Annotated in this window: 14 protein-coding genes; 9 read left to right on the top strand and 5 right to left on the bottom strand. The window is 61.0% G+C overall.

Going from position 1 to position 15554, the window contains the following annotated elements:
* Positions 1 to 34: 34 nt before the first annotated feature.
* Genes asd through H8S56_RS11615 form a run of 3 tightly spaced genes read right to left on the bottom strand, consistent with a single transcriptional unit; the run spans position 35 to position 3365 of the window.
* A complete protein-coding gene (gene asd / locus H8S56_RS11625; RefSeq protein ID WP_167525020.1) occupies positions 35 to 913 on the bottom strand; it encodes an archaetidylserine decarboxylase in 879 nt (292 codons plus the stop codon).
* A gap of 55 nt (positions 914 to 968) precedes the next feature.
* Positions 969 to 1784 (bottom strand): thiosulfate sulfurtransferase, encoded by an 816-nt coding sequence (gene rhdA, locus H8S56_RS11620; RefSeq protein WP_187518714.1) that lies wholly within the window; start codon positions 1782 to 1784, stop codon positions 969 to 971.
* Positions 1785 to 1829: 45 nt separating this feature from the next.
* Positions 1830 to 3365, bottom strand: coding sequence for an HDOD domain-containing protein (locus H8S56_RS11615; protein ID WP_187518713.1), 1536 nt, complete (start codon positions 3363 to 3365; stop codon positions 1830 to 1832).
* Between the two features lie 206 nt (positions 3366 to 3571).
* Between H8S56_RS11615 and motA the strand changes: the two genes are divergently transcribed.
* The gene (motA, locus tag H8S56_RS11610; protein WP_024687532.1) at positions 3572 to 4423 is read left to right on the top strand and encodes a flagellar motor stator protein MotA; all 852 of its coding nucleotides are present in this window, start codon (positions 3572 to 3574) and stop codon (positions 4421 to 4423) included.
* Positions 4424 to 4426: 3 nt separating this feature from the next.
* On the top strand, positions 4427 to 5446 hold the full coding sequence (motB, locus tag H8S56_RS11605) for a flagellar motor protein MotB (RefSeq protein ID WP_187518712.1): 1020 nt from the start codon (positions 4427 to 4429) through the stop codon (positions 5444 to 5446).
* A 63-nt stretch (positions 5447 to 5509) separates the two neighbouring features.
* Here motB and rsgA read toward each other — a convergent pair whose 3' ends face one another.
* Positions 5510 to 6541: a small ribosomal subunit biogenesis GTPase RsgA gene (rsgA, locus tag H8S56_RS11600; protein ID WP_024687530.1), complete on the bottom strand. Its 1032-nt coding sequence runs from the start codon at positions 6539 to 6541 to the stop codon at positions 5510 to 5512.
* 109 nt (positions 6542 to 6650) lie between these two features.
* Between rsgA and orn the strand changes: the two genes are divergently transcribed.
* Entirely contained in the window at positions 6651 to 7184 is a 534-nt protein-coding gene (gene orn, locus H8S56_RS11595) for an oligoribonuclease (protein ID WP_024687529.1), read from the top strand.
* Between the two features lie 112 nt (positions 7185 to 7296).
* Complete coding sequence (locus H8S56_RS11590) at positions 7297 to 7908, top strand: trimeric intracellular cation channel family protein (RefSeq protein WP_024695743.1); 612 nt, start codon at positions 7297 to 7299, stop codon at positions 7906 to 7908.
* Between the two features lie 148 nt (positions 7909 to 8056).
* Here the strand turns inward: H8S56_RS11590 and queG are convergent, their stop codons facing one another.
* On the bottom strand, positions 8057 to 9136 hold the full coding sequence (gene queG / locus H8S56_RS11585; protein WP_187518711.1) for a tRNA epoxyqueuosine(34) reductase QueG: 1080 nt from the start codon (positions 9134 to 9136) through the stop codon (positions 8057 to 8059).
* Positions 9137 to 9199: 63 nt separating this feature from the next.
* Between queG and H8S56_RS11580 the strand changes: the two genes are divergently transcribed.
* The 5 genes from H8S56_RS11580 (at position 9200) to miaA (ending at position 15526) form a co-directional block, all read left to right on the top strand.
* A complete protein-coding gene (locus H8S56_RS11580; protein ID WP_187518710.1) occupies positions 9200 to 10690 on the top strand; it encodes an NAD(P)H-hydrate dehydratase in 1491 nt (496 codons plus the stop codon).
* Positions 10678 to 11148 carry a tRNA (adenosine(37)-N6)-threonylcarbamoyltransferase complex ATPase subunit type 1 TsaE gene (tsaE, locus tag H8S56_RS11575; RefSeq protein WP_024687526.1) on the top strand — a complete coding sequence of 157 codons (471 nt, stop codon included), beginning with the start codon at positions 10678 to 10680 and terminating at the stop codon, positions 11146 to 11148. Before H8S56_RS11580 ends, tsaE begins: the two co-directional genes overlap by 13 nt.
* A 14-nt stretch (positions 11149 to 11162) precedes the next feature.
* Positions 11163 to 12587, top strand: coding sequence for an N-acetylmuramoyl-L-alanine amidase (locus tag H8S56_RS11570; RefSeq protein WP_024687525.1), 1425 nt, complete (start codon positions 11163 to 11165; stop codon positions 12585 to 12587).
* A gap of 62 nt (positions 12588 to 12649) precedes the next feature.
* Entirely contained in the window at positions 12650 to 14554 is a 1905-nt protein-coding gene (mutL, locus tag H8S56_RS11565; RefSeq protein ID WP_187518772.1) for a DNA mismatch repair endonuclease MutL, read from the top strand.
* Entirely contained in the window at positions 14555 to 15526 is a 972-nt protein-coding gene (miaA, locus tag H8S56_RS11560; protein WP_187518709.1) for a tRNA (adenosine(37)-N6)-dimethylallyltransferase MiaA, read from the top strand.
* Positions 15527 to 15554: the final 28 nt, after the last annotated feature.

Below are 15554 nucleotides of genomic sequence, written 5' to 3'. Positions count from 1 at the left end.
GATGCCGTGACGCAGCTATTATGGCCTGGAGCCATTAAGCGGCCGGGGCGTCTGCCGGTACGGCAATTGCCTGGCCCATCTGGACCTTTGAAAGAGCACTTAGTTGCTCGGCCCACTTCACTTGATTCGGTCCGAACAGCACGATTGCAGTGGAGCCGAGTTTGAAGCGGCCCATTTCGGCACCTTTTTCGAGATGGATCGGCGCGCGGGCCGCTTCGTCGTAGCTGAAGGTCTTCAGCTCGCGCTTGGGCGGTGTGACCAGCCCGGCCCAGACTGTTTCGACCGAAGCAACGATCATTGCGCCGACCAGTACAACGGCCATCGGGCCGCGTTCGGTGTCGAACAGGCAGACGACGCGCTCATTTCGGGCAAACAGCTCCGGCACGTTTTCGGCAGTGGTCTGGTTGACCGAAAAGATGCGGCCAGGAACGTAGACCATTTCACGCAGGGTGCCTGCCAGAGGCATGTGAACGCGATGGTAATCCTTGGGCGACAGATAAACCGTGGCGAACTCACCGCCCATGAACGGTGCTGACAGTTTCGGGTCGCCGCCCAGCAGTTCCAGTACGCTGAAACTGTGGCCTTTGGCCTGGAATATGCGGCCGTGATCGATCGAACCCAGCTGGCTGATGGCTCCATCGGCGGGCGAGAGCACTGCGCCAGGCGTGGTGTCCAGTGGGCGCGCATCGGGCTTGAGCGCGCGGGTGAAGAATGCGTTGAAGTGCTCGTAGGCCGTCACGTCTTCGACCAGTGCCTGCGACATGTCGACCTGATAACGACGGACGAACCAGGCCGTGAAGGCATTCTTGAACCAGGCCACGCGGCACTCGGCAATCAGGCCCGCCAGACGGGACAGCAGGTGATGAGGCAACAGGTACTGACTGAGGATGAACAAGCGATCTTTCATTGATATTCCTGAATCTTGGTAAAGAAGCTGGCGCGGCTCACGCGGGCGAGCCGGGCCGTAATCATTTTTCGACAGGGGTGTCCGGGTGATTGCCCCACTCACCCCACGATCCGGCATATGCCTTGACCCGTGGATACCCCAGTGCCTTGGCCACCAGATAAGTGAACCCTGAGCGGTGGTGAGTCTGGCAGTGCGTGATCACTTCCTTGTCTGGCGTGATACCCAGGTCTTGCAGAATCTGCGGCATGTCCTTGCGGATGCGCAGGTTGCGCGCCTTGTCCATGCCAGCGGTCCATTCGAAGTTAGCAGCGCCGGGCACGTGCCCGCCCTTGGCAGCCAGTACTTTTTCACCCGAATATTCGGTCGGACCGCGTGCATCCCAGATAGCCAGGTCAGCACTGCCCAGTCGGCTTTGCAGGTATTCACGGGTGGCGGTGGGTTCGTCGTGCAGCTCCAGCGCAACCGGAGTATCTGCCATCGGCGGGACGTCGCGGGTCAGCGGCAGTGACTGCGCTTCCCAGGCCAGCAGGCCGCCATCCAGGTAGTGATAGCGGTGGTGACCAATCACGTCCAGCAGCCAGATGAAGCGCCCGGCCCAGCCGCCGCCTTCATCGTCGTACACCACGTAGACCGCGTCCGGGTTGTGGCCCAGTTCGCCGAACAGCTTTTCGAGGTCTGTATGCGCCGGCAGCAGACCGGGTGCGGGTGGCTGGCCGAGTTGGGTGCGCTTTGGGTCGACAAAGCGAGCGCCAGGAATATGCCCGGCGTCGTAACGAGCGCTGCTGGTGAGGTCGACCAGAATCAGTTCCGGGGCGTCCAGGCGCTCCAGCAGGTCATCGGTTTCGATGACCAGCGGCAAGCTGGCGAATACGGACATGTGCAGCCTCCGATATAAAGAAAGGGGCGAATTGTACGCCAGCCCTCACGCTTTGCGATGACTAAAGATGCCCAGCGCCCGTTCAATACATTGCGCGGTTTTTCCGAATGCTTGAACGGAAATTTCTGACAGCGCGCCGCCGCCCTGATCGGCAATCACCAGCATCATGACTTTGCCATTGCTGCTCAGCGAGCGAATCAGCCAGTGCTGACCACTGAACAGCGTTTTGAGCGGCGCAGGCAGCAGGGCCGAGAACTGTGCGATGTTGGCGGGCGTCATGCGCAATTGGGTGGGCTGGGTCAGCAGCCGCTGCAGGACCGTGCTCTCCTTGATAAACAGCTGTAACGCGCCAGCCTCGGGCGCAAGTCCCGCAGACTGATGCACTCGCAGCACGGTGCCGGTCTTGTCCATCATCAGCAGCATGACTCGCTGCATGCCGCAGGCGACGAGTGCATCGCGCGCCGACGTGGTCAGGTGCATCGCATTGATGAAGGGCGTTGGGTCCTGCAGCAGTTCGGCGCACTGCTTGCGCCACTGCTGCAGGGCATCGGCCGAGGGCGGTGGTGCCGGTTCGTTATCTCGTCTTACACGGCGCGCATCCCAGGGCCAGATCAGCGATTCTGCCGGGTGCCACAAGTCTTTTTCACTGTGGTGACGTGCGCTGCTCACCGCATTCTGGTGAGCCTGCTGCTGCACATCGCTCAACGGCTGTTGCAGATAAAGGCTGGTCAGCCGCTCCCAACGCAGGCAGTGCGGACTGTTCCAGGCGTGCTGTGCCGCCAGCGCGAGGCCATTGCCCAACAGCACAGTATTGGCCGGCTGATTCAGCCAGCGGCGCAGATTAGGGTCGGCGTCCATCATCTGTTGCTGATGCAGCGGGTCGTGATCCTCGCGTGCGATACGCAATACCTTGACCAGATCTCGGCGTTCGTTGAGCAGTAATTTGTAGCCGCGCGTGACCCATACCGGCAGCCGCCAGTGCTCGGCCAGGGCCAGCCCCAGTTCCAGCAGGTTAACGCCGAACAGTTCCTTTTCGACGGCAATACTGGAATGGCCTTTATGAATGACCCGCAGCTCCAGCTCTTCCAGTAGCTTGGGGTAAGCCAGGGCCATGGGCCACAGCGGCGCAAGAAACAGCAGGCTGCCCAGATGAATGTCCTGCCACAGGCGCGCCAGACGGCTGGCGAAAAGGCCACTGGCCTGTTGCGTGGCGTGCTGGCTGATCAGAATCAATTGCCGGAAGGCCACCGGAATGTCTTCGGTCGGCTTGGCGGGCAGGCGGCCCAGCAGGGTTTCGGTCCGCGCCAGCCCCAAGCGGTTGATCGCAATCTCCAGGCTCTCGGCCTGCTCGGTTATACCGTGGGTGTGATGATTGGCCTCGCGCATCACGCTGAGCACCAGCGCAGGACTCTCCTGCATCATTTCCGCGATTTCACGCAGCGAGCGGCGACTGTCGTTCAGCGCTAACCGGACCCGGTCATGACTGACGGCGGGCACTGGCAGGTCGACGCCGTCCAGCAGCCTGACCCAGGCGTCGAGCGTCTTTGGAACTGGCAAATGTGAAGCATGCGTTGTCGACATTCGATGGCCTGTACAGCTGATTTTCGAGCTGGGAGGCTGCCAGCGTTCAGGGGCGCAACAGCCATTTTCGATCCGGCAATTCCGGGCCGAACTGGTTTTTAGCAAGAACTGACTATAGTCTGGCCCAGTTAGGCCGATAAGGAGAAGAAGAGTTTCAAGAACTTCCGGACTGTCCCTGAACCCGACTCAGTAAAGTATTTTCTCCTATGGCTAAAATTATCGGCATCATCGTCGTAATCGCGAGTGTTCTCGGCGGATACGTCCTGTCTCACGGCAAGCTCATGGCCTTGTTTCAGCCCTACGAGGTGTTGATCATCGGCGGCGCGGCGCTGGGTGCATTCTTGCAGGCCAACCCCGGCTACATGACCATGCACGTGTTCAAGAAGTCGCTGAAGATGTTCGGCTCGCGCTTCACGCATGCCTATTACCTTGAAGTGCTGGGCCTGGTTTACGAGATCCTCAACAAGAGCCGCCGCGAAGGCATGATGGCGATTGAAGGCGATATCGAAGAACCGGCCTCAAGCCCGATCTTCGCCAAATACCCGGGTGTGCTCAAAGACGAGCGCATGACCGCGTACATCTGCGATTACCTGCGCATCATGTCGTCGGGCAACATGGCTCCCCACGAGCTGGAAGGCCTGTTCGACATGGAGTTGCTGAGCATGAAGGAAGAGCTCGAACATCCGTCCCACGCCATCACCGGTATTGCCGACGGCATGCCTGGTTTCGGTATCGTGGCGGCAGTACTGGGTATCGTGGTGACCATGGCGTCCCTGGGTTCGGGCGACAAGGCTGCCATCGGTATGCACGTAGGTGCGGCATTGGTGGGTACCTTCTTCGGTATTCTTGCGGCTTACGGTTTCTTCGGCCCGCTGGCGACGTGCCTGGCCCACGATGCCAAGGAAGAAATGAACGTCTACGAGAGCATCAAGGCGTCTTTGGTGGCCTCGGCTTCAGGCATGCCGCCTTCGCTGGCCGTCGAGTTCGGCCGCAAGGTGCTTTACCCGCTGCATCGCCCCAGCTTCAGTGAGCTGGAACAAGCGGTTCGCGGTCGCTAAGCCATGGAAAATAATCAGCCGATAATCATCAAGCGCGTCAAGCGCTTCGGTGGCGGTCACCACGGCGGTGCCTGGAAAATCGCGTTTGCCGACTTCGCGACGGCAATGATGGCGTTCTTCCTGGTGCTGTGGCTGATGTCGTCCGCCACGCCTGAACAGTTGATCGCAGTGGCCGGTTACTTCAAGGACCCTGTCGGCTTCACTGACAGCGGTTCGCCGTATGTGATCGATCTGGGCGGCTCGCCCGAGATGTCGCCTGATCAGACCCTCAACCCTGAAGTGAAAGCCACGCCGTCTCCGGACACCGTGCCCATCGAATCCGATTCGGCCGAGTCCAAGGCTGAGGCCGTTGAGCAGGAACGCCTCGAACTGTTGCTGCAGGAATTGCAGAACAAGGTCGAAGAGAACCCGCAACTGCAGAAATTCAAGGACCAGATCCTGTTCGAGATTACCCAGGACGGCCTGCGCATCCAGATCATGGACGCCGACAACCGCCCGATGTTCGACTCTGGCAGCGCGCGTCTGAAGCCTTACTTCGAAGACATCCTGCTGGCAATGGCTGACACCATCAAAAGCGTGCCGAACAAGATCAGCATCAGCGGCCACACCGACGCCACACCGTTCATTGGCAACGGCGGTTTCGGCAACTGGGAGCTGTCGGCCAACCGCGCCAACGCGGCACGTCGTGCGCTGATTGCAGGCGGCTACCCGGATCCACAGGTCGCGCGCGTGGTGGGTCATGCGTCTTCGGCGTTGTACGATCGTGAGAACCCGACCAACCCGGTGAACCGTCGTATCGATATTGTCGTGCTGACCAAAAAGGCTCAGGCGCGTATCGAGGGTTCGCAGAACTCGGGCGGCGCACCGCAGACGCCTGCGACACGTTCTTCGCCAGGCGCGCCCGGTGCCTCTGCGGCGCCAGCGCCCGTCGATCCGCAGGCCTACGCGCAGCCCCACGAGATCCGGCAAAAGCTGAATATCTTCGAGCAGGGCGCGTTAAAGGTCGAGCCGGCGCAGAACTGAGCCACAGCACCTGCAAAAACGCCGCGATGATCGCGGCGTTTTTGTGTGCGGTTCAGGCGTTGATCAGTAGCTTTCTTCCGGCAGACTGGCAATGATCGAGCGATAGCTGTTCATGCGCTGCTGATGGACTCGACCGTCTTCGAGCGCCTTGAGCAAGGCACAGCCCGGTTCGCGGTCATGCTTGCAGTCACGGAAGCGGCACGTGCCGATCAGGTCGTTGAACTCGATAAAGCCGGCTTCCACATCGGCGCGACTGACGTGCCCCAGACCGAATTCGCGAATGCCCGGCGAGTCGATGAGGTCGCCGCCACGCGGGAAGTGGAACAGTCGCGCGGTGGTCGTAGTATGCGTGCCCTGGCCGGACAGCTCGGACAGCGGGCCGACTCTCGTTTCGACTTCAGGCAGCAGGCTGTTGACCAGCGAAGACTTGCCGACACCCGACTGACCGACGAACACGCTGATGTGGCCGTCGAGCTGGCTTTGCAGCTGCTGCATGCCGTCGCCGTGATGCGCGGATACTTCAAGCACCGGATAACCCAGCGAGCGATAGACGGCCAGCATCGCATTGAGCGCAGGCGCATTCTGCTCGTCGATCAGGTCGGCCTTGTTGAGCAGCAGCAGCGGATGAATCCCGGCGTGCTCGGCGGCGACCAGATAGCGGTCGATCAGGTTGGCGTGCGGCTCAGGCATTGGCGCGAAGACGATGACAATCAAGTCGACGTTGGCCGCTACCGGCTTGAGCTGGCCGCGCGAATCCGGGCGGCACAACTCGGTGGAGCGGGGCAATTGCGCGACGATCACGCCAATGCCCTGGTTGCCGGCACGCCAGACGACGCGATCCCCGGTGACCAGTGCGGGCAGGTTGGCGCGCAGATGACAGCGGAACACCTGGCCGATCTGCTCGCCTTCCTGGGCTTCGACTTCAACCTGAACGCCGAAGTGTGCGATCACCAGGCCCGTTTGTTCGGGGCCCAGGTCGCCGCCCTCCAGCGTTTCGAGCGCGACAGACTCGCGTTTGGCGGCGCGGGCAGCACGTTCGCCCTGGATCTTTTCGATGCGCCAGTTCTGACGACGATTGAGTTGGCGTTTGGCCATGGGTGTTCCGATGTGATGAAACCGATGAATTAGGCAGTACGTTGAATCGGGCGGGAGTCTAGCACGGCAGGGTGAGCTAAACTGCGCGCCTACGCTGAGGAGTCGTCACATGCAGAACAAGCAGAACCTTATCTGGATCGACCTGGAAATGACCGGTCTGGACCCTGACACCGATGTCATCATCGAAATGGCCACGATCATCACCGACAGCGAGCTGAACACGCTGGCCGAAGGCCCGGTGCTCGCCATCCATCAAAGCGACGAAACGCTGGCGCGCATGGACGAGTGGAACACCCGTCAGCACGGCGGCTCCGGTCTGACGCAGCGGGTACGTGAAAGCTCGGTCACCATGGCCGACGCCGAAGCGCAGACCCTGGCGTTCATCATGCAGTGGGTGCCCGAGCGCAGTTCGCCGATCTGCGGCAACAGTATTTGTCAGGACCGCCGCTTCCTGTATCGCCACATGCCGAGCCTGGAACACTACTTCCATTACCGCAATCTGGACGTCTCGACGCTCAAGGAACTGGCTGCGCGCTGGTCGCCGAACCTTAAGTTCCAGAAGGGCAGCACCCACCTGGCACTGGACGACATCCGCGAGTCGATTGCCGAACTGCGCTTCTATCGCGAGCATTTCATCAAGTAACACGCAGTGCCGGTGCAGTGACCACGGATTCACTGCACTCTTTCAGTGCGCAAGCCTTTCGGCGTGCCGCCGTGCTGGTTAAACTGCGCGCCCTTGCTGCCGAGTCGCCACCATGTTGCTGATGCTTTATCTGATTGCCATCACCGCTGAAGCCATGACCGGCGCGCTGTCGGCTGGCCGGCGGGGCATGGACTGGTTTGGCGTGGTGCTGATCGCGTGTGTCACGGCGCTGGGTGGCGGTTCGGTGCGCGACGTGCTGATCGGTCACTACCCGCTGACCTGGGTCAAGCATCCTGAATACCTGGTGCTGACCAGCGTTGCAGCACTGGTGACGATCTTCATTGCCCCGTTGATGCGTCACCTGCGTTCACTGTTTCTGGTGCTCGACGCGTTGGGGCTGGTGGCCTTCACCCTGATTGGCTGCATGACCGCGCTGGAAGCCGGGCACGGCATGCTGATCGCGTCAGTGTGCGGCGTCATTACGGGCGTCTTCGGCGGCATCCTGCGGGATATCTTCTGCAACGACATCCCGCTGATCTTCCGCCGCGAGCTTTACGCCAGCGTGTCGTTTCTGGCCGCGTGGTGCTTCCTGCTGTGCGGCTATCTGGAGTTGCCTGCCGAGCAGGGCGTGCTGATCACCCTGTTCGGCGGCCTTCTGCTGCGCCTGCTGGCGATCCGTTTCCACTGGGAAATGCCCAAGTTCGTCTACAAGGATGAGCCTTGATCTGATTGGCCTATAGGTGTCTAAAGCGGCGGAGCGGGGTGGATACCGATACCGATACCGTGGGATACGGCTTCAGCATCTATCCAGTGGGACGCGTGTAGCGATGAGCGCAGAGCGCGAGGTCCGATCATTGCAAAGGCGCAAAGGTCTAGCGGCCATGCCTGCCCAGCGCCCACTCCACATGCTCCCTGACCATTTCTGACGGATACTCACGCCGCGCCTCCAGCGCTTCTATGACCACAATGGTAGAAGGCGCATTACCCAAGCCGACGGCCAGATTGCGCAACCACCGCTCATACCCGGCGCGCCGCAACGGTGAGCCCTCCGTGTTGCTCAGGAATTTGTCTTCATCCCACAGGAACAGCTCGGCCAGCCCGGCGTTGTCCAGATTGTGACGTGGCTGGAAGTCGCTCTGGTCGGTGGGGCGGGCGAAGCGGTTCCAGGGGCAGACAATCTGGCAGTCGTCGCAGCCGAATACCCGGTTACCAATCAGTGGGCGCAACTCCTCGGGAATGGCCGTCTTCAGCTCGATGGTCAGGTAAGAAATGCAGCGCCGTGCATCCAGCACATAGGGGCCGACGAATGCCGCCGTCGGGCAAATATCGAGACATGCAGTACAGCGCCCGCAATGCTCGGTGGCGTGTGGCGGATCGACCGGTAACGCAATATCCACGAACAATTCGCCAAGAAAGAAAAAGCTGCCGGCCTTGCGGTTGAGCACCAGCGTGTTCTTGCCGATCCAGCCCAGACCGGCCTGTTCAGCGATGGCCTTCTCCAGCACGGGTGCGCTGTCGACAAACGCTCGAAAGCCAAAGGGGCCGATGGTCTTCTGGATGCGTTCAGCCAGTTGCTGCAGGCGCTTGCGAATCAGTTTGTGATAATCGCGGCCCAGCGCGTAGCGAGACACGTAAGCCTGTTCAGGTTCGTTCAGACGCTGGGCCATGTGCGTATCGCCTGGCAGATAATCCATGCGCAGCGATACTACACGCAGCGTTCCGGGCACCAGTTCGTCCGGATGGGAACGTTTGCTGCCGTGGGCTGCCATATAGTCCATTTCGCCGTGATAACCCGCCTCGAGCCAGCGCTGCAAATGCTGCTCGTGCTCGGCAAGATCAAGTCCTGCGATGCCGACTTCCTGAAAGCCGAGTTCACGGCCCCACGCCTTGATTGATTGCGCAAGGGTGACAAGGTCGTCGCAGGTGAGACTTTCAGCAGTAATAGCGGACATGCGCAGAGAGAAACCAGAGCCAAGGTGCGTATAATTCTGCCAGACATCGGAGCCTAGAGACGCATGTTAGACACGAAACCCGAATTACCCGACGCGCTGTACAGTGCTGCGCAGGTCCGCGACCTCGACGCCCGACTGATCGCCGCAGGCACCTCAGGCTTTGAACTGATGCAGCGCGCCGCGCATGCGATGTGGCGGGCGATCCGCAGACGCTGGCCTGAGGCTAGTGAGCTGACAGTACTGGCCGGCCATGGCAACAATGCCGGCGACGGGTATCTGGTCGCGTCTCTGGCGCACAAGGCCGGCTGGCAGGTGCGTGTCCTGGCAGTCGGTGATCCCGCGGCCCTCAAGGGCGACGCTGCGCTTGCGTGCGCGGCCGCGGCGGGCGTCGATGTTCAGCCCTGGACTGGCCAGCCGCTCGCGGGTGTTGTCGTCGATGCGTTGTTGGGTACGGGCCTCAACGGCCAGGTGCGCGAACCTTATCTGTCGGCCATCAAGACCATCAACGCCTGTGGTCTGCCAGTGGCGGCAGTGGATATCCCCTCAGGTCTGTGTGCCGACACTGGCCGTCCGTTGGGCGTTGCCGTTCGTGCAGACCTCACCGTGACGTTTATCGGCCTGAAGATGGGGCTGCTGACAGGTGATGCTCCCGATTTGATCGGGCAATTGATTTTCGACGATTTGCAGGCCGATCCAGCGCTTGTTGCGCAGGCGTCCAGCACTGCGCGGCGTCTTGACCCCCACTGCCTGCCTGTCCTGGCCCCTCGTCCGCATACGGCTCATAAAGGTATGTATGGTCGTGTGCTGGTGATTGGCGGTGATCGTGGTTTCGGCGGCGCGGCGTTGTTAAGTGCCGAAAGCACACTGCGCAGCGGTGCAGGCATGGTCACCCTGGCGACTCGCCCGGAGCATGTGCCCGCAGCACTGACGCGAATGCCGGAAATCATGAGCGCAGGTGTCAGTTCGGCCAACCAGCTTATGACCCTGATCGAAGCCGCCAGTGTGTTGGTCGTCGGGCCTGGACTGGGTCAGGACAATTGGGGTCGCAGTCTGCTGTCGGCTGCGGCCGATGCGGATCGGCCGCAGGTATGGGACGCTGATGCCCTCAATCAGCTGGCGGCCGGGCATGTGGTGCTGCCGAAGCAGAGCGTCATTACCCCGCATCCGGGTGAGGCGGCACGTCTGCTGGGCATCAGCACCCAGGAGGTTCAGGCCGACCGCGCGGCGGCGGCCCATGCGCTGGCGCGTAAATTCAATACCGTTTGCGTGCTTAAAGGCTCTGGCAGCCTGATCGCCGATGTCGACGAGCGCCTGGCATTGTGTGACCGCGGCCATCCAGCCATGGCGACGGCGGGTCTTGGCGATGTGCTGGCCGGCCTTGTCGGTGCGCTGATGGCCCAGCACATGACCCCGTTCGATGCCGCGTGCCTTGCCGTGTGGTTGCACGCCAGTGCCGGACAAAAGGTCGGTGCTGCCGGGCGCGGCATGGCAGCCAGCGATATTATTCCCGCCATTCGTCAGTTATTGGAGGAGCTGCAACCGTGTCAGATTTAACGCTTGATGTGATCGGCGAAGAGGCCATGATGAGCCTCGGTGCATCTCTGGCCCTGGTCACCGAAGGGGTGGGTGTCATCTTTCTCGAAGGCGATCTGGGTGCGGGCAAGACCACGCTGTCGCGCGGGTTGATTAGGGGGTTCGGGCATGAGGGTGCCGTCAAGAGTCCGACCTTCACGCTGGTCGAGCCCTACGAGATAGGGGCAGTAAAGGCGTTCCACTTCGACCTCTATCGCCTGGTGGATCCGGAAGAGCTGGAGTACATGGGCGTGCGCGATTACTTCGAGGGCGACTCACTTTGTCTCATCGAATGGCCCCAGCGTGGTGCAGGCTTTTTGCCAAAGCCGGACCTGACCATTACCATTAGGCCGCACGGAGAAGGTCGTTCCGTGATATTGAGCCCCACGGGTTCGCGTGGCGAACGCTGGTGTGCCACTTTGGCTTTGGAATTCAAATAGATATGGGGTTAGGTATGCGCATGCGCGCGCTGGTTACTGTAGTAGGTCTGCTGTTGATGGCCTTGGCTGTCGAAGCGCTGGCCGCTACGCAAGTACGAAGTGTCCGCTTATGGCGAGCGCCGGATAACACTCGACTGGTGTTCGACCTCTCGGGGCCTGTCCAGCACAGCGTGTTTACCCTGACTTCGCCTGATCGTCTGGTCATCGACATCAACGGTGCGACATTGGGCGGGCCGCTCAACGTGTCGACCGCCAATACGCCGATCACCAGCATGCGTTCTGCCCAGCGCACCGCGACCGACTTGCGCGTGGTCATCGACTTGAAGAAGGCGGTGACGCCCAAGAGTTTTACACTGGCACCGAACCAGCAATACGGTAATCGCCTGGTCGTCGACCTGTTCGACAACGCTGCCGACGCCAACCCTTCGCCGGTCCCGACCATTGCAGATACTCCCGCGAACACCGCGCCAGCGGTTCCAATCAGCCCGGCCAAGCCTGAAGTCAAGCTGACGCCGGTGCCCAATGGCAAGCGCGACATCGTGGTTGTGATCGATGCCGGTCACGGTGGCGAAGATCCCGGCGCTTCCGGCCGGGCCGGTGAGAAAGAGAAAAACGTGGTGCTGTCGATTGCGCGCGAACTGCAGCGCCAGATCAATGCCGAGAAGGGCTATCGCGCCGAACTGACGCGCACCGGCGACTACTTCATTCCATTGCGTAAACGCACTGAGATCGCCCGCGCCAAAGGGGCTGATCTGTTTGTGTCCATTCACGCCGATGCCGCGCCGTCCACGGCAGCCTTTGGCGCGTCGGTGTTTGCTCTTTCCGATCGTGGCGCAACGTCTGAAACCGCGCGCTGGCTGGCGGACAGTGAAAACCGTTCCGACCTGATCGGGGGCGCCGGGGCCGTGAGTCTTGATGATAAAGACCGCATGCTTGCGGGCGTACTGCTCGACCTGTCCATGACCGCGTCACTGTCGTCGAGCCTGAACGTGGGCCAGAAAGTCCTGAGTAACATTGGCCGCGTGACCTCGCTGCACAAGTCGCGCGTCGAGCAGGCAGGCTTCATGGTGCTCAAATCGCCGGACATCCCGTCGATTCTGGTGGAAACCGGCTTTATCTCCAACGCCAACGAAGCCAACAAGCTGAGTTCGACCTCGCACCAGCAGGCGCTGGCGCGTTCGATCAACTCAGGCGTAAAGCAGTTCTTTCAACAGAATCCGCCCCAGGGGACTTACATTGCCTGGCTGCGTGACACCGGCAAACTCGCCCTGGGTCCGCGTAACCATGTGGTGCGTTCCGGCGAAACGCTGGCCATGCTCGCTGCCCGTTACGACATGAACATCGCCACATTGCGCAGCGCCAACAACCTGAAAACGGATGAGTTGAAAATTGGTCAGGACCTGCGAATTCCGAGTTCCGAGGTCGCGACACAGCCATGAATAACGATGCCGCCAGCAGCGACCTTTTGCTCGACGGCGCTGCGCCGGAAACCGATCAGGTCATTCTGAACGCAGCCCGCATTGAACTGCTCAGCCCCAGGCTGGCCAACCAGATCGCAGCGGGTGAAGTGGTCGAGCGACCTGCGTCGGTGATCAAGGAGCTGCTGGAAAACAGCCTTGATTCCGGTGCGCGGCGCATTGACGTCGATGTCGAGCAGGCCGGTATCAAGCTGCTTAAAGTCCGTGATGACGGCAGCGGTATTTCTTCCGATGACCTGCCGTTGGCGCTGGCGCGACACGCGACGAGCAAGATTCGCGACCTTGAAGACCTTGAGCGCGTGATGAGCCTGGGTTTTCGCGGCGAGGCCTTGGCATCGATCAGTTCGGTCGCGCGCCTTACCCTGACGTCCCGCACACGTGATGCCGATCAGGCCTGGCAGGTCGAAACCGAAGGCCGTGACATGGCGCCACGGGTTCAGCCTGCTGCGCACCCGGTGGGTACGTCGGTGGAAGTGCGTGACCTGTTCTTCAACACGCCGGCACGCCGCAAGTTTCTCAAGGCCGAAAAGACCGAGTTCGATCACCTGCAGGAAGTGATCAAGCGCATGGCGCTGGCCCGCTTCGACGTGGCCTTTCATTTGCGACACAACGGCAAGACCATCCTCAGCCTGCACGAAGCCCATGACGATACCGCCAGGGCGCGTCGCGTGTCGGCGATCTGCGGGCCGGGTTTCCTTGAGCAGGCGCTGCCCATCGAGATCGAGCGTAACGGCCTGCATCTGTGGGGCTGGGTCGGGTTGCCGACGTTCTCGCGCAGTCAGGCTGATCTGCAATATTTCTTCGTCAACGGCCGTGCGGTGCGGGACAAGCTGGTTGCCCATGCGGTGCGCCAGGCTTATCGCGACGTGCTGTTCAATGGCCGTCATCCGACCTTTGTGCTGTTTTTCGAGGTCGATCCGGCGGCGGTGGATGTCAACGTTCACCCGACCAAACACGAAGTGCGTTTCCGTGACGGGCGCACCGTGCATGACTTTCTGTATGGCACGCTACACCGTGCGCTGGGTGATGTGCGCCCCGAAGATCAGTTGTCAGGCAGTGCGCCTGCACCCGCCATCGTGCGTCCGACGGGACCTGAGGCGGGCGAATTCGGGCCGCAGGGCGAGATGCGTCTGGCCAACAATGTGCTTGAGCAGCCGCAGGGCGAGACCTATACGCGCTCTGCAGGCTCGGGCTCAGGCGCAGGTGGCGGTTATCAGTATCAATATTCACCTCGACCTGCGTCGCCCGGTGCGCCGGTGGCCGAGGTGCAAAGCGCCTACCGTGAGTTCTTCGCGCCACTGCCGGGCGCTGCGACGAGCTCATTGCCCGAGTCGCCTGCTGATATTCCTCCGTTGGGCTATGCGCTCGCGCAACTCAAGGGCATTTATATCCTGGCTGAAAACGCTCATGGGCTGGTGCTGGTCGATATGCACGCTGCCCATGAGCGGATCATGTACGAACGCCTCAAGATCGCCATGGCCAACGAGGGCTTGAGCGGGCAGCCGCTGCTGGTGCCCGAATCCATTGCGGTCAGTCAGCGCGAAGCGGATTGTGCCGAAGAACACCTGGCGACCTTCCAGCGCCTGGGCTTCGAATTGCAGCGCCTGGGGCCCGAGACGCTGGCCATCCGGCAGATCCCGGCGTTGCTCAAGCAGGCCGAGGCCAACCGGCTGGTCAGTGATGTGCTTGCGGACCTGATGGAATACGGCACCAGTGATCGGGTGCAGGCGCACATGAACGAATTGCTGGGCACCATGGCGTGCCACGGCGCTATCCGGGCCAATCGCCGTCTGGCTATCCCGGAAATGAACGGCCTGCTGCGCGACATGGAAAACACCGAGCGCAGCGGACAATGCAACCACGGTCGTCCTACCTGGACCCAGATGGGTCTCAATGACCTGGATAAATTATTCCTGCGCGGTCAATGAATGAACGCTTTACCTCCGGCCATCTTTCTCATGGGGCCAACCGCTGCAGGCAAGACCGACCTTGCGATCGAGCTGAGCAAGGTCTTGCCGTGCGAGCTGATCAGCGTCGATTCGGCGCTGGTCTATCGCGACATGGACATCGGTACCGCCAAGCCTTCAAAGGCACAACTGGCTCAATATCCGCACCGTCTGATCGACATTCTCGACCCGTCGCAGAGCTACTCCGCGGCCGATTTTCGTACCGATGCACTGGCCGCGATGGCCGAAATCACTGCCCGAGGAAATATTCCTTTGTTGGTGGGCGGCACTATGTTGTATTTCAAGGCTCTATTGGACGGGCTGGCGGATATGCCGGCCGCCGATGCGCAGGTTCGGGCACAGCTTGAGGCCGATGCTCAGGCAAACGGCTGGCAGTCGTTGCACGATCAATTGGCGGAGGTCGACCCGGTGTCGGCTGCGCGCATTCATCCCAACGATCCGCAGCGCTTGATCCGTGCACTGGAGGTTTATCGCGTCAGCGGAATGAGCATGACCGCACACCGCGAGCAACAAACTGCGCAAAGTACCGAAGCAGCCGCATCGGGGCGTCAGCAATTGCCCTATACTGTTGCCAGTCTTGCGATAGCTCCGGCTGATCGCAAGGTGCTGCATGACCGCATCGCACTACGTTTTTTGCAAATGCTGGACCAAGGGTTTCTGGACGAAGTACTGGCACTGCGCTCACGGGGCGACCTGCATTCAGGTCTGCCATCGATACGAGCCGTCGGATATCGCCAGGTCTGGGATCACCTGGATGGAAAACTGACACGGGACGAAATGCAGGAGCGGGGCATCATTGCAACGCGTCAACTGGCCAAGCGGCAGTTCACCTGGCTACGTAGCTGGGGGGATCTGCACTGGTTGGACAGCCTGGCCAGCGACAATCTGCCACGCGCCTTGAAATACCTGGGATCGGTCTCCATATTGAGCTGAGTCCCTGCAATAGCCGTCTATCCTTGGG

The sequence above is a fragment of the Pseudomonas triticifolii genome (genome assembly GCF_014358015.1).
Lineage (GTDB): Bacteria > Pseudomonadota > Gammaproteobacteria > Pseudomonadales > Pseudomonadaceae > Aquipseudomonas > Aquipseudomonas triticifolii.
The sequence above is the reverse complement of the archived record's forward strand: the minus strand, read 5'-3'. Positions and strand labels throughout refer to the sequence as shown.

Excerpts from the sequence above, each read along its gene's own strand:
- miaA (WP_187518709.1), top strand. The coding sequence starts at position 14,555 with ATGAACGCTTTACCTCCGGCCATCTTTCTCATGGGGCCAACCGCTGCA.
- rsgA (WP_024687530.1), bottom strand. The coding sequence starts at position 6,541 with ATGGCCAAACGCCAACTCAATCGTCGTCAGAACTGGCGCATCGAAAAG.
- H8S56_RS11615 (WP_187518713.1), bottom strand. The coding sequence starts at position 3,365 with ATGTCGACAACGCATGCTTCACATTTGCCAGTTCCAAAGACGCTCGAC.
- H8S56_RS11570 (WP_024687525.1), top strand. The coding sequence starts at position 11,163 with ATGCGCATGCGCGCGCTGGTTACTGTAGTAGGTCTGCTGTTGATGGCC.
- queG (WP_187518711.1), bottom strand. The coding sequence starts at position 9,136 with ATGTCCGCTATTACTGCTGAAAGTCTCACCTGCGACGACCTTGTCACC.
- rhdA (WP_187518714.1), bottom strand. The coding sequence starts at position 1,784 with ATGTCCGTATTCGCCAGCTTGCCGCTGGTCATCGAAACCGATGACCTG.
- H8S56_RS11590 (WP_024695743.1), top strand. The coding sequence starts at position 7,297 with ATGTTGCTGATGCTTTATCTGATTGCCATCACCGCTGAAGCCATGACC.
- H8S56_RS11580 (WP_187518710.1), top strand. The coding sequence starts at position 9,200 with ATGTTAGACACGAAACCCGAATTACCCGACGCGCTGTACAGTGCTGCG.
- motA (WP_024687532.1), top strand. The coding sequence starts at position 3,572 with ATGGCTAAAATTATCGGCATCATCGTCGTAATCGCGAGTGTTCTCGGC.
- motB (WP_187518712.1), top strand. The coding sequence starts at position 4,427 with ATGGAAAATAATCAGCCGATAATCATCAAGCGCGTCAAGCGCTTCGGT.
- orn (WP_024687529.1), top strand. The coding sequence starts at position 6,651 with ATGCAGAACAAGCAGAACCTTATCTGGATCGACCTGGAAATGACCGGT.